Genomic DNA, 12,754 nt, shown 5'->3' with positions numbered 1-12,754 from the left:
TTTTGAAGTGCCATCAAACAGCTTGCGGGTTGGAGCTTGTCGTGCAAGTCCCGCGATATCGGGACGCAATCAGGTGCTGAGCATCTGCGTTCGGTTCCCTTAAACTGTTCCCGCGAAGTGCCGCGTCCAGGGCCGTGTCGCTTTGCAGCTTATTCGCATCCGGCCGATCCGCCAGGCGCGCCTTGAGGTAGCGCCGGGCATCCACAAGAATGTCGGTGAGTTCCACCGGTGAGATTCCCAGGATTTCAACCACGACGTCTTCCGGCAACTCGTCGATGTGCACCAGGGCCAGCGCATGACGCCAGAGTGACGGCAGTTCGGCGACCGCAGCGTGCAAGGCAAGTGCCGTTTCACGCTCGGCGTAGTGATCCTCGGTTGATCCCGTTTCGGGATACGGGATCAGGGTTTCAAGCGTCGGCGCGTCGTCGGGTTGAAAGAATTCGTAGAATTCCTGGTCTGCTTCCGTCGGGTCTGTTGAGGATGACGGAGGATTGTCATCCAGAGCGACGGCGTCCGCCAACTTGGTATTCCTGATTTGACGCGATTGAGCATCCAGCGTCCGAATGCTCAGTTGAAGCAGCCAGTCCTTTATGCCCATATTCGGCGGGCGTTTTTCAAACGCTTCCACCCCGTTGAGCAGAATGGCATCGACCGCATCCTGCAAGGACAACGCACCTGCCGGAAGGTCCCCGTTTGCTTCGCGATAGGCCAGCTCGCGCGATGCGTAGTTCCAAACAAGGTCAAGATGGTGCTCGATCATTTCAAAGAAGAGGTCGCGGTGCTCGCGACGTTGCGTGTCCTCTTCGATCGCCTTGTGTTTGGCCAGGATGTCCCGGCGCACCTGTCTGCGCCATGTATGGAAGTGGCGCAAATGGGCCAGATGCCTGCGAACCTGTCGTATCAAGGCTTCGCGAGACTCTGCCAGCAGGGCGGCAAAGTCGGTTGTCTCTTTCCTGAAAACCAGGGTTGCGGACGGCAGATGCAGGCGCAGGCTTACGGCATAGCGGTGGCCTTTCGCGGCCTTGCGGATATGACCTTCGAGGCGTTGAAGGCCTGGTTCCATTCGCGGCAAAACGCGTGCAACCGCATCACGGATTCTGCCGATTTCATCCTCGGCACAGTTGCGGTCCGCTTCTTGCAGGTTGTCGTATCTGATTTTGATCTTCATCGCACACTCCATCAATCACGGGTGATTCCAGTGGCTTTGCCAGGTGTGCGGACTGAGGGCGAATCCGCACCCAATCCGGTTTTTCTTCCAAACTGACGTCACAGCGTCGTCGTCGGCGTTCAATACGACCTCACCGTCGCTGTTCGCCTTCGGCTCGGCGTCAACCGCTTCGCCTTTCGGGCTTTTGCGCGGTCGTGTCAGGCGCCCTCTCGGGCGTTCTCGGGCTATCGTGCGTTGGGCGGTCTTCTGTGCGTCCGCCGACCAAGTCACTTCGACCCGGTCACCGCCCGCGACAAACCCGGCCGGCAGTTCGCGGGCCAGCGCTGTTTCAAGTTCGGCCCGGTTGAGACGTCGCAGCGTACATGCGCCAAATTCAGGCCGAAAGTGGCAGCGCAGATCCAATTTCGGATCAAGTCTGCAAGGTCGTGAAACAGAGTGCTGACCAGATCATCCGTCTTGTGCATCATCGGTAAGCATACCTTCTGCCAGTGTAGGAATTGATAGCATATGGCTTGCGCCCGAGATGTGTGAATGAAGAAGGGTTCTGTCAATACCGGGCTTTGATTTTCACGCGTCTCAGATTGACGCTGTGACCGCAGTTGTTCTTCATGATTCCAACGCGTTGGCGCAGGATGAATTTCGCGCCATCAAGCCTTTGGCCTGGTCTGGCGGCTCGGCTGACTCGAACATGGTTCTGCACCGCTGCGGTATTTCCAGTCCCTCTCTGATCAGTACAACTCCCCCAATCAAGGTAGCATGCGCCCCAGGCCCCTTGACGGTGGGCAAGCCAAGCTTTCGTTCGTGCGGCCGTTTCCGATGCGGCCCGAAGTGCCGGACGGTCCGGTTTTTGCCCGAGAAATTTTTGCCTGAAAATTTTTTCCTGTCGGGCTCTTGAAGTTGAAAAAAAACCTTCCCTTTCTATGACTCGAAACGCCCAGTTTGGGGTTTCACGGATACGCAGAAAAGGTTCGGCTGAGACAGCGGACCGCCGCTCGTTCGCCTGTACGGGAACGATTGGGCAACGCGATTGACACCGACCGCCGCTTGGCACGGCGTCCCTTTTCTCATGGCCGTCCTCCGTGGGCGTTTCGATCCGGCGTGACCTTCGTCACGTCATCGATTGGAAGCGAAGGAGGCGAGACATGTACTACCCATCCTATATCCGTCGTAACGATCCGTTTGCGCTCATGCGTTCCATGATGCGCGATGTTGATCGCTTCATACCGAACCGGACGGCACAATCCGTTTTTCCGGCCGTGAACGTCTGGCAGGGTGATGACGCCATCGCGATCACTGCGGAACTGCCCGGTGTTGACGCTGCGGACATCGACATCTCGGTCAAAAACAACGTCCTTACATTGTCGGGGGAACGCAAGGTGCCAACCTTGCCCGAAGGTGCGAAGTGGCATCGCAGCGAGCGTGGCTACGGCAAGTTCACACGCTCCATCAAGCTGCCGTTCGCGGCCACCGAAGACAATGTCGAGGCCAGGATGGCCGACGGCGTTCTGCATGTCGTGATCGGGCGACCCGAAGAGGACAAGCCGAAGAAAATCGAAATCAAGGCCGCATAAGAGGAGGATGAGACAATGACCAATGAAGTCACTCAAACCGCCGAAAAAACCCCGACCGAAGCGCCGGAAACCACCAGCGGTGCTCGTATCTACCGGCCACTGGCGGACATCATGGAGACGCCCGATGGCGTGACGCTGATGCTCGAGATGCCGGGGGTGGCCGCCAAAAACGTGGACGTCACGCTGGAAAAACGCGTGCTCACGATCCGCGGCAAGGTACAACCGACCGCGCCCGAAACGCTGCAACTGGCCTATGCGGAATATGGCGAAGGCGATTTCGAACGCAGCTTTACCCTGTCAGACGATTTCGACCCCGACAAGATCGACGCATCGGTTGTCAACGGTGTGCTGACACTGACGCTGCCGCGCGCAGCCGAGGCCCAGCCCAAGAAGATCGCAGTGAAAGGCGTTTGATCAACAAAAGGAGAAGACCTATGCAAATCAAGGACCTGATCCCATGGGCGCGCAAGGACCATGCGCCCGAGCCAAAATCGGAAGAGCACAACCCGATTGCCGCCCTTCAACACGAGATGAACCGGGTTTTCGAGGGCTTCCAGAACCGCTTTGGCGATTTCGACTGGCCCTGGGGCCACGGCGAAGCCAAATCCGACGTGGTCGAAACCAATGACACAATCGAAGTCTCGATCGAACTGCCCGGCATGGACATGAAGGACATCGAGGTCTCGGTCACTGAGGACATGCTGACGGTGAAGGGCGAGAAACGGATCGAACGGCAAGAGGAGAAGAAGGGCTATTACCTCTCCGAGCGCAGCTATGGCGCGATCTACCGCACGATCCCGCTGCCACCGGGGGTGGATGGCGAAAAGGCCGATGCCAGCTTCAAGAATGGTGTGCTGACCATCAAGTTGCCGCAAACGCCCGAAGCCAAGGCCAAGGTCAAACAGATCGAGGTCAAAAAGGCCTGACTTCAAGAACAGCCCGGCGGCACTCGGGCCGCCGGGCATCACCAAACCCCATGCAGAAGAAAGGAGACAAAAATGACCAGAAAATCTATTCTCGCCAGTACAGCTCTGGCAGCGGTTATGGCCATGAGCTCCGTCTCTTGGGCACAGGACACCGCAGATCCCGAAGCAGCTTTTGATCTTGAAGGACGCACGCAGGTCGAAGACAGCGTCACCGATGAGACCGACGCCCAACTCTCTGACAAGCGGACGGCTCTTATCGAAGAAGCCATCAGCGCACTGGATGAAACGCACCGGGCGATCACGGCAATTGAAGAAGGCGACACCGAAGCCGCCTTGGCTGCTCTTGCGGCGGCAACCGGCAAGCTTGAAACGGTGGTCGCTCGTGAACCCGGTCTGGCCTTGGCGCCGGTGGATGTCAATTACATCACCTACGATGTCCTCGGGTCGCTTCAATCCATCAAGGATACCGGAAACCGGATCGAGGATCTTGTCGACGATGGTGAGTTCCAGAAGGCGCGCAGGCTGCTGAGCAACTTCGCATCGGAAGTGGTGATTCAAACGACAAGCCTGCCTCTGGCCACCTATCCTGATGCTATTCTCGAGGCCACGGCGCTGCTTGACGATGGCAAAACCGAAGAGGCGTTGACCGTTCTGAACACGGCCTTGGGTACGCAGGTCATCGAGGAAACGGCCGTTCCTCTGCCACCGCTGCGTGCAGAGGCCATGATTGAGGCCGCAGAAGACATCCTGCAAGGCGAAGCTGAGAAAGACGGCGATGACGCCCATGCCGACCTGACGCCCAGCGACTATGTGCGGGCCGCGCGGCAGGAACTCGAGATAGCCGAGGCGCTGGGTTATGGGCGCGAACGCGACTTCGAAGATATCCATGACGACCTCGACGCGCTCGAGGAACAGATCGAGGCGCAAAAGGATACCGGCGGTATTCTGGACGCCATCTCTGGCCGATTCGACCAGTTGCGCGAACGCATCTTCAATTGACATGCAAACAGTGAGGTGCCCAGCCGGGTACTACTCGGCGGGACCGAATCCGGAGACTTGAACCATGTTGAAATCTCTTAAAGTTTTCGTGCTCGTACTGGCGGCTGGCTTGTCGGCACCCGCGATGGCTCAGCTGGCTTCCGTGGGGGCGGATGCGCGCGGCATTCCAACCATCGCCCCCGTGATTGACGCCGTGGACGATGCGGTCGTCAACATCGCCGTGACGTCTGAACGGCCTGCGCAGATGACGCCGCTGTTGCGCGACCCGTTCTTTCAACCCTTCCTGCCTCCGTTGGAGCAAATGCCGCCACAAAGGCAGATGAGCGCAGGATCGGGCGTGATCGTGGACGCTGAAGAAGGGTATATCCTGACCAACAATCATGTAATTGAGAACGCCGAGGATATCCGGGTCACGCTGCGTGACAACCGAAGCCTTGAAGCTGAACTGATAGGGCGCGACCCGGCAACGGATATCGCGGTCCTGCGGATCGACGCCGACGATTTGAAAGACGTGCCCCTTGGCAATTCCGAAGACCTTCTGGTTGGCGATTTTGTCGTGGCGATCGGCAACCCGTTCGGTCTGGGTCAAACCGTGACAAGCGGGATCGTGTCAGCGCTTGGCCGGTCTGGAATCAACCCAGAAGGCTATGAGGACTTCATCCAGACAGACGCCTCGATCAACCCAGGCAATTCCGGTGGTGCGCTGATCACGCTGGACGGCAAACTGGTCGGCATCAATACGGCGATCATTGCGCCTAACGGTGGCGGCAATGTCGGGATCGGGTTTGCCGTGCCGGTCAACATGGCCCTCGGTATCATGGACCAACTGATCGAGTTCGGCGAGGTTCAGCGGGGTCGGCTTGGTGTCACGATCCAGGATTTGACACCCGATCTTGCCGAGGCGCTTGCCGTTGATGAGTTGACCGGTGCAATCGTGATTTCCGTTGAACCTGACACACCGGCGGATCAGGCGGGTCTTACCGCGGGGGATGTGATCGTGGCCGTCGACGACGAAACAGTCGAGGGTTCATCGGATCTGCGTCAAAAGATCGGTTTGCGCCGTCCGGGCGACGAGGTCGAAATCGTCTATCTGCGCGATGGTGATCGCAAAACCACGCAAGTCAGCCTTGCTGATGGTGGCGGATGGCGGATTGCCGCTCGCGATCAGGGGGCGCACGACGCCTTGGCGGGTGTCCGTCTGTCCGCGCTTGACCGTGCTCACCCCGCGTGGGGCGAGGTCGATGGCGTCGTCGTGGACGAGGTCGCCGCCACAAGTCGTGCGGCGCGTGCCGGCCTTGAAGCCGGTGACGTGATCACCGCGGTGAACCGGCAGCCGGTCGATACGATCCGCGAGATCGATCGGGCGCTCGAAGACGCCCCCGGCGCCGTCGCCCTGACGATCTGGCGCGACGGACGAACGATGCTGATCGTGCTGAGGTCGTGATCAGCGGCCTGACAAAAGCAAGGGGCCCGAACGCTTTCAAAAGCGTTCGGGCCTTCCTTATGGGTTGGCTCCAACCGTTCGCGCCACCCCCGATGATGCCACGTTGTCCTGGCTCTCGGTTGTTGGCAAAGCAATATTGCCGACCCAGTCGTCAGACGTGGCCTCGGGCAAAATGGTCGCCAAGTCGTCCTCAACGTCCAATCCAAATGACGCGGCCATCCGAGCAATATGAACACCGAACACGCCGCGCAACTCTCCTACCGCTCCATTGAACACCCAACTTGCCCAATGTCCCGCGCTGGCACCATGCGCGCGTAACGCTTCGTCGCGCTCAACTGTGTTCTGAAATTTTCTACAAGCCGCCCTCAAAGCGCGGATGCCTTCAGCTAGTTCGCTGTCGCCATCCAGCCCTTGCAACTCCTCAGTCAAGTAGCGACGGAACTTCCATTTCACCTGGAACATATAGAACTCTGCGGTCTTCGAGGTAGACGATCACCCGCTTAGCCACTTCGATCTGACGTTCCGGCGGATTCCAGGAGACCCCGAAAATCGGGCTGCTAAGACCATTGGCTCGTGATAACACTTTCCTAAACTTCATCACTTGGTCCAACTTTCGGGACGGATTTTGATGTCTGGGATGTGCCCGGGAATGCTTGTTGAACCGCAAGTCAGTGGATGTATTGGAGGCGAGTACCGGAATCGAACCGGTGTACACGGATTTGCAATCCGCTGCGTCACCACTCCGCCAACTCGCCTTTTCAAGTAATATCAAATACTTGCCGTGGTGTGCGTGGGTTTTTAGCAGCTTTCCCAAGGGGCGTCCAGAGGATTGCGCGCAATTTTGACGACGAGATTGAAATTTGCCGAAGCCCGCAACCGAAAACGCTCAGGCGCAGGGGGGTTGCGTCAACAGGGCCGTTGCTGGGCGGTTCAGGATGTGGCACAAGCCGGTTAACTTTGGGAATGACTCGAGAGATCCTATGACAGATTTCGCTGCCCGGCGCCGCACTATGGTTGATACGCAAATCCGACCTTCGGATGTTACAAAGTTCCCGATCATTGAGGCGATGCTGAATGTCCCGCGCGAAAACTTCGTACCTGACGCACAGCGTGAGGCGGCCTATGCCGACACTGTGATCGATCTGGGCAACGGGCGCTGTATGCTCGAGCCGAGAACGCTCGCTAAAATGCTGGATGCGCTCAACATTTCGAACGACGAGATGATTCTCGATATCGCTCCGGCGACAGGGTATTCCACTGCGGTTGCCGCGCGTATGGCCCAGTTGGTTGTTGGTGTGGAAAGCGACGACTCGCTGGCGTCCGAGGCGCAAAGCCTGTTGGCTGAGGCGGATGTGGACAACGCCATCATCCACGTCGGTCCTTTGGACCAGGGTGCGGCTGAACACGGTCCTTACGATGCGATCATGGTGCAGGGCGGTGTTGAACGGGTTCCCGATGCTCTTTTGGATCAGCTCAAGGAACATGGCCGGATCGCCTGCCTGTTTGTTGAAGGAAATCTTGGGACCGTGCGGATCGGTCGAAAGACCGGAGGCCGGGTCAGCTGGCGGGATGCCTTCAACGCCAGTGCACCGATACTAGAGAGCTTTTCGGCGGAGTGTGCATTTTCGCTATAGTTCGCCGATAGATTCGGCTGGCGCCTTGATTAGTTGAAAAGAAGACCGCAAACTGCCTTCAGGGCAGTGTAATTTCGTTTGAGAGGATTTCGGTATGCGTGGTTCAGCGACAGGCAAGCTGGTCAAGGCATTCGCAGTGACCGCAGGACTTGCCATCAGCGTTATGCCAGGGCGTCCGGCGTGGGCTGACAACATAACAGACGCCTTCATCGGCGCTTACAACACAAGCGGCTTGCTGGAGCAGAACCGGGCGCTTCTGCGCGCGGCAGATGAAGACGTGGCGATCGCGCTTGCCGCATTGCGGCCGATCATCAACTGGACCGTGCAGGTCAGCCAGGACTATACCCGGTCTCGGACCAACAATGTGGTCACGACGACCGAGCCATCCCGATTTTTTACCGGGCTGGGGCTGACCCAGCTTCTGTATGATGGTGGTGCCTCGGTTCTGGGCAAGCAATCGGCGCAGGAAACGGTTCTGTCGACACGGCAAACCCTGATCGATATTGAACAACAGGTGCTTATCCGCGCTGTGAATGCTTACCTAGGCGTGCTGCTTCAGGAAGAAACAGTCGCAATTCGCCAGAACAACGTGGATGTTTCGGCGGAAGAACTTCGCGCATCGAATGACCGCTTCGAAGTCGGCGAAGTGACGCGCACGGACGTTGCGCTTTCCGAGGCGCAGTTGGCAAGCTCGCAGGCGGATCTTGCGGTTGCACGCGGTGAATTGAGCATTGCGCAAGCTGAATATGTCAACGCGGTTGGCAAGGCGCCAGGGCGGACGGCTGGTCAACCAAGTCTGCCCAATCTGCCGCGGAGCGAGGCAGAGGCGATCAGCCTCGCGCAACGCAACCACCCGGCGATTCTGGCGGCGCAGCATCAGGTCCGGGCCTTTGATCTGATTGTGCAGCAACAGCGGGCCAACCTTGGGCCGAATGTCAGCCTGAACGCGGATGCGGGCGTGCGGGAAAGCTATGACAACAACGACTATGTGAATGACGCAACCGTTTCGCTGGACTTTACACAGCCGATTTACGCCGGTGGCCGGTTGGCCGCCAATGTGCGGCGCGCTATGGCAAACCGGGATGCGTCTCGTGCGAACCTACTCAATGTACAGAAGAACATCACGCAGGGTGTAACGGACCGGTATGCGGCTTTTCAGGCGGCCAGTGCCAGCCTCAGGGCATCTACGGAACGGGTTCGCGCCTCGCAAGTCGCATTTGACGGCATCCGGGAAGAAGCGACCTTGGGTGCCCGGACCACCTTGGATGTTCTGAATGCTCAGCAGGATTTGCTGGACGCGCAGTTGGCAGAAGTGGCATCCCGCACGGAACGATCCCGCGCAGCGTTTCAGCTGTTGCAGGCGCAGGGCCTTTTGACGGCGGAACGTCTGGGCCTGGCGGTTCAGATCTATGACCCGACTTTGTATTACAACCTGGTCAAGAAAGCCCCCGCGCGTGTCAGCAAACAGAGCAAGGATCTGGATCGAGTCCTCAAAGCGTTGCGTCGGGATTAACCGGCAATACTATTTGTTGTAGGGCTCGGATTGTTTGGCTACACTCGATCCAACGATAGAGCGGTAGAGAACAATGTCTGATAATGTCGTGAAAGCAGGGATCGAAGACGTTCTGTCTTCGGTCAAACGTCTGGTCAGTGAAGACAGTCGCGGTAAATCCTCCTCGGATCAACAGGGTGCAACGCGCAAGCCGGGGCGTTTGGTGCTGACGGACGCGCTGCGCATCAGCAAACCCGCACAGCCCAAGGTCATGCCCGCCAAGCCGTCAACCGATGTTGCCGGGTCGGCCAAGCCGATGCTGCTGCGGGCCTGCGATATTGTCAGGGCAGGTGATCCGGCCAACACAGCGGATGACGCGACCGAGGCAAATGCCGCGGAATCCGGATCGACTGATGATCGCGCGATCAGCCTGAGTGCCAAGATCGAAGCGCTGGAAGCGGCGATCGCGCAAACCGAGGACCAATGGGAGCCGGATGGCGACAGCGCAGACGCCTATTCCGGCACACCGACGCAATCCCTGCCGTGGAATGTCGAAGAGGAATTCGCGGCCGCGAGGACCGTCGTTCTGACTGACCGGGAAGAACCGGAGGATTCGCAGCCTGAGGCCGATTCGGCACAAAACGCAGAGTTCATCCGGGCAGCGCAACCGGCTGAAACCGGTCGTGACACTGAAGTGGTGGAAAACGTCGCGACAACCGACTTGGACGAAGAGACATTGCGCGACATGATCGCGGAAGTTGTCCGTCAGGAGTTGCAAGGCGCGATGGGCGAGAGGATCACGCGAAACGTGCGCAAAATGGTGCGGCGGGAAATCGCCCGCGCGCTCGCCGCGAAAGATCTGGGATAAGATTCAGCCACGCTGTGGTGGCTGCGCCAGGCTCAGCATCAGGTCAAGATTCATGTGGCGCTCCAGATGATCGGCCAGATCATCCAGCGCCTGCTCTACACCGTCTTCGTAGGCAATGTCCGACGTCACGCCCAGCGTTGACAAATAGCGGGCGCGAAATGCGTCTGACGAGAAAATGCCATGCAGATAGCTGCCCTTGACCCGGCCGTTGCTGCTGGCGGCGCCTTCTGGTCTGCCTTCGATCTCAAGCCATGCGCGGGCGCGGTCCGGGCCGTCGGTATGGCCCATGTGGATTTCGTACCCGCTGACCGGTTCCCGGTCGGGCAGGGCATGGGCCGAACGCAGGATGACCTGTTTCTGGCCGCCCATGACGGTATCGACGTTCAACAATCCCAATCCATCAACCTTGCCCGGTCGGCCATCCACGCCATCGGGATCGGAAATGGTTTTGCCCAGCATCTGATAGCCGCCGCACAATCCCAGGACATGGCCGCCCCGGCGAACATGGGCATAGAGGTCGATATCCCAGCCCTGTGCGCGGAAATAGCTCAGGTCTCCGATCGTGGATTTGCTTCCGGGCAGCAGAACAAGATCCGCATCGCCGGGCAGGGGACGTCCGCCGGGAATGACCTCGACGCTCACGCCGGGTTCGGCGGACAACGGATCGAGATCGTCGAAATTCGCCATACGTTCCAGCTGAGGCACAACGACCTTGCACGCGCCGCCTGTATGGGAACGGATGTCCATCATGTCTTCGGCCGGCAGTTTCCAGGCGTCGTGAAACCATGGCACGACCCCAAGGCAGGGCCAGCCAGTTCGGGTCGAGATATCATCACGGCCTTCGTCGAACAGGGACACGTCGCCCTTGAAACGATTGATGGCAAAACCACTGATCTGCGCCACGTCGCCTTCGTCCAGCACGGCCTGAGTGCCAACGATCTGCGCAATCACCCCGCCACGATGAATGTCCCCGACCAGCACAACAGGTATGTCCGCTGCACGGGCAAATCCCATATTGGCGATGTCACCTTTGCGCAGGTTGGTCTCAGCCGGGCTGCCAGCGCCCTCGATCAGAACCAGATCAGCGTCGGCGCAGAGCCTGTCAAAGCTTTCCAGCGCTGCGCCCAGCAGCTTGGATTTGTCCCTGCGATAGTCACCGGCCTTCATCGTGCCAGCGCGCTGCCCCTGAACGATGATCTGCGCGCCGGTATCGGTTTCAGGTTTCAGCAGAATAGGGTTCATGTCCGTGTGGGGTGCCCGCTTTGCCGCACGGGCCTGAAGGGCCTGTGCGCGGCCAATTTCGCCGCCGTTTTCGGTGACGGCAGCATTGTTCGACATGTTTTGCGGTTTGAACGGCGCGACCCGAAGCCCCCGACGCGTGTAGGCGCGCGCCAGCCCGGCCACCAGAACCGATTTTCCGACATTGCTGCCGGTGCCTTGAATCATGATGGCGCGAACCATGTTTTGTCTCCTATAAGTCTGGGCGCAGATGATCTGATTTGAGCCGAAAGGGAAAGCCCCGGATGAATACGCCAGCGCATCTTTTGATCGGGGCTGCCGTGTTTGCCCGGCCGCCGCAAGGACGTATCCTCTGGGCTGCGCTCCTGGGAGCGTTATTGCCGGATCTGTCCCTATACGTGATGGCGGGCGTGTCCCTCTTTGTTCTGGGCGTTCCCGAACAGGTGGTCTTCGGGCAGCTTTACTATTCCCCGGCGTGGCAGACCGTATTCGCCATAGACAATTCCTTTATCCTCTGGGGGCTGGCATTCCTGCTGGCACTCTGGAGAGGTTGGCAGGTTCTGGCTGTCGGTGCAGCGGCGGGTCTGTTGCATCTTGCGACAGATTTCCTGCTTCATGCGGGCGACGGACGGCCACAGTTCTGGCCCGTCAGCGACTGGGTGTTCCACAGCCCTGTCAGCTATTGGGACAGCGACCATCATGCCTTGTGGGTGGCGCCGGTGTCAGCCTTTGTCTGTCTGGCCGCATATGCTTTGCTGTGGCAGCGTGGATTGCCGGTCTGGGGCAAAGCCCTGTTCGCAACCATGCTGGCGGCTGAGTTCTGGGTGGTGCGGCAATGGCTGTTGTTCTTTTGAGCCTTTGGCTTCATGCCTGACGATCAGGCATAGAAAAACGCGCTCTGATAGGCAGAGCGCGTTTGTTCAATCCAAATCCGCCCTGATTCAGGCAGCTTCGGCTTGCTGTGCAGCGTTGCGGCGTTCGCTTTCTTCACGCGACAGGGCAACCGAGGTGCGGACACCGCGTCCAACGAATTCCATCAATCCGCTGACAACCCGTTCGTTCGGGTCAATTCCTGCGCAGGACAGCACTTCGCGCCCATCGCGCGAACGCGCCCAGCGGGCGATTTGTTCGGGGCCGTTGCCGTATTTCTTGTCATCGGCGATAGCATCATCAAGCGCAGCCAGGACAACGGCCGCGAAAAGTTTGCGCGCACGATTGCCTTGCTCATTGTTAAAGGCAGTGCCGTCAACGAAATCTCTCATCTCGTCTTCCTTGTTGTTCTTGCTCTTGCATTTTCGGCGTGAGGGTCCTTATGACCTATTAGGTGCGATTCGGATACAGCTAAAATGCATAGTTGCGTTGCGTCACTTGCATGGCTTGCTGCAAGTGCAGCACTAGGTGTCGTTGTCTTGT

General features: G+C 58.7%; 12 protein-coding genes, 1 tRNA gene and 1 pseudogene. 9 read left to right on the top strand and 5 right to left on the bottom strand.

What is annotated here, in order from left to right; translation table 11 throughout:
• Positions 1 to 13: 13 nt before the first annotated feature.
• The gene (locus AC2FFD_RS17350; RefSeq protein ID WP_496873672.1) at positions 14 to 1,168 is read right to left on the bottom strand and encodes a hypothetical protein; all 1,155 of its coding nucleotides are present in this window, start codon (positions 1,166 to 1,168) and stop codon (positions 14 to 16) included.
• A 1,142-nt stretch (positions 1,169 to 2,310) separates the two neighbouring features.
• Here AC2FFD_RS17350 and AC2FFD_RS17345 point away from each other — a divergent pair.
• From AC2FFD_RS17345 to AC2FFD_RS17325, 5 genes are all read left to right on the top strand, one after another.
• Positions 2,311 to 2,739: an Hsp20/alpha crystallin family protein gene (locus AC2FFD_RS17345; RefSeq protein WP_496873671.1), complete on the top strand. Its 429-nt coding sequence runs from the start codon at positions 2,311 to 2,313 to the stop codon at positions 2,737 to 2,739.
• Positions 2,740 to 2,754: 15 nt separating this feature from the next.
• Positions 2,755 to 3,153, top strand: a complete 399-nt coding sequence (locus AC2FFD_RS17340) for an Hsp20/alpha crystallin family protein (RefSeq protein WP_496873670.1) — start codon at positions 2,755 to 2,757, stop codon at positions 3,151 to 3,153.
• A gap of 20 nt (positions 3,154 to 3,173) precedes the next feature.
• The gene (locus AC2FFD_RS17335) at positions 3,174 to 3,665 is read left to right on the top strand and encodes an Hsp20/alpha crystallin family protein (protein ID WP_496873669.1); all 492 of its coding nucleotides are present in this window, start codon (positions 3,174 to 3,176) and stop codon (positions 3,663 to 3,665) included.
• A gap of 72 nt (positions 3,666 to 3,737) precedes the next feature.
• Entirely contained in the window at positions 3,738 to 4,664 is a 927-nt protein-coding gene (locus AC2FFD_RS17330; RefSeq protein WP_496873668.1) for a YfdX family protein, read from the top strand.
• 64 nt (positions 4,665 to 4,728) lie between these two features.
• Complete coding sequence (locus tag AC2FFD_RS17325; protein WP_496873667.1) at positions 4,729 to 6,108, top strand: Do family serine endopeptidase; 1,380 nt, start codon at positions 4,729 to 4,731, stop codon at positions 6,106 to 6,108.
• A 57-nt stretch (positions 6,109 to 6,165) separates the two neighbouring features.
• On the opposite strand, the pseudogene AC2FFD_RS17320 reads toward AC2FFD_RS17325, so the two are convergent.
• Positions 6,166 to 6,706: pseudogene (locus AC2FFD_RS17320) on the bottom strand (DUF6650 family protein).
• Between the two features lie 83 nt (positions 6,707 to 6,789).
• A tRNA-Cys gene (locus AC2FFD_RS17315) sits at positions 6,790 to 6,863 on the bottom strand.
• 225 nt (positions 6,864 to 7,088) lie between these two features.
• Here AC2FFD_RS17315 and AC2FFD_RS17310 point away from each other — a divergent pair.
• From AC2FFD_RS17310 to AC2FFD_RS17300, 3 genes are all read left to right on the top strand, one after another.
• A complete protein-coding gene (locus tag AC2FFD_RS17310) occupies positions 7,089 to 7,742 on the top strand; it encodes a protein-L-isoaspartate O-methyltransferase family protein (protein ID WP_170346475.1) in 654 nt (217 codons plus the stop codon).
• Positions 7,743 to 7,836: 94 nt separating this feature from the next.
• Positions 7,837 to 9,255, top strand: coding sequence for a TolC family outer membrane protein (locus AC2FFD_RS17305; RefSeq protein ID WP_496873666.1), 1,419 nt, complete (start codon positions 7,837 to 7,839; stop codon positions 9,253 to 9,255).
• Positions 9,256 to 9,328: 73 nt separating this feature from the next.
• The gene (locus tag AC2FFD_RS17300; protein ID WP_496873665.1) at positions 9,329 to 10,102 is read left to right on the top strand and encodes a hypothetical protein; all 774 of its coding nucleotides are present in this window, start codon (positions 9,329 to 9,331) and stop codon (positions 10,100 to 10,102) included.
• Positions 10,103 to 10,105: 3 nt separating this feature from the next.
• Here the strand turns inward: AC2FFD_RS17300 and AC2FFD_RS17295 are convergent, their stop codons facing one another.
• Positions 10,106 to 11,563, bottom strand: coding sequence for a cobyric acid synthase (locus AC2FFD_RS17295; RefSeq protein WP_496873664.1), 1,458 nt, complete (start codon positions 11,561 to 11,563; stop codon positions 10,106 to 10,108).
• 62 nt (positions 11,564 to 11,625) lie between these two features.
• Between AC2FFD_RS17295 and AC2FFD_RS17290 the strand changes: the two genes are divergently transcribed.
• A complete protein-coding gene (locus AC2FFD_RS17290; RefSeq protein WP_496873663.1) occupies positions 11,626 to 12,195 on the top strand; it encodes a cobalamin biosynthesis protein CobQ in 570 nt (189 codons plus the stop codon).
• 87 nt (positions 12,196 to 12,282) lie between these two features.
• On the opposite strand, the gene AC2FFD_RS17285 is transcribed toward AC2FFD_RS17290, so the two are convergent.
• Positions 12,283 to 12,603, bottom strand: a complete 321-nt coding sequence (locus AC2FFD_RS17285) for a DUF6280 family protein (protein WP_037310273.1) — start codon at positions 12,601 to 12,603, stop codon at positions 12,283 to 12,285.
• Positions 12,604 to 12,754 lie beyond the last annotated feature (151 nt).

It is taken from the genome of Ruegeria sp. YTSC002 (assembly GCF_059609845.1).
Note: the sequence above shows the minus strand (reverse complement) of the source record. Positions and strands in the feature narration are given on the sequence as shown.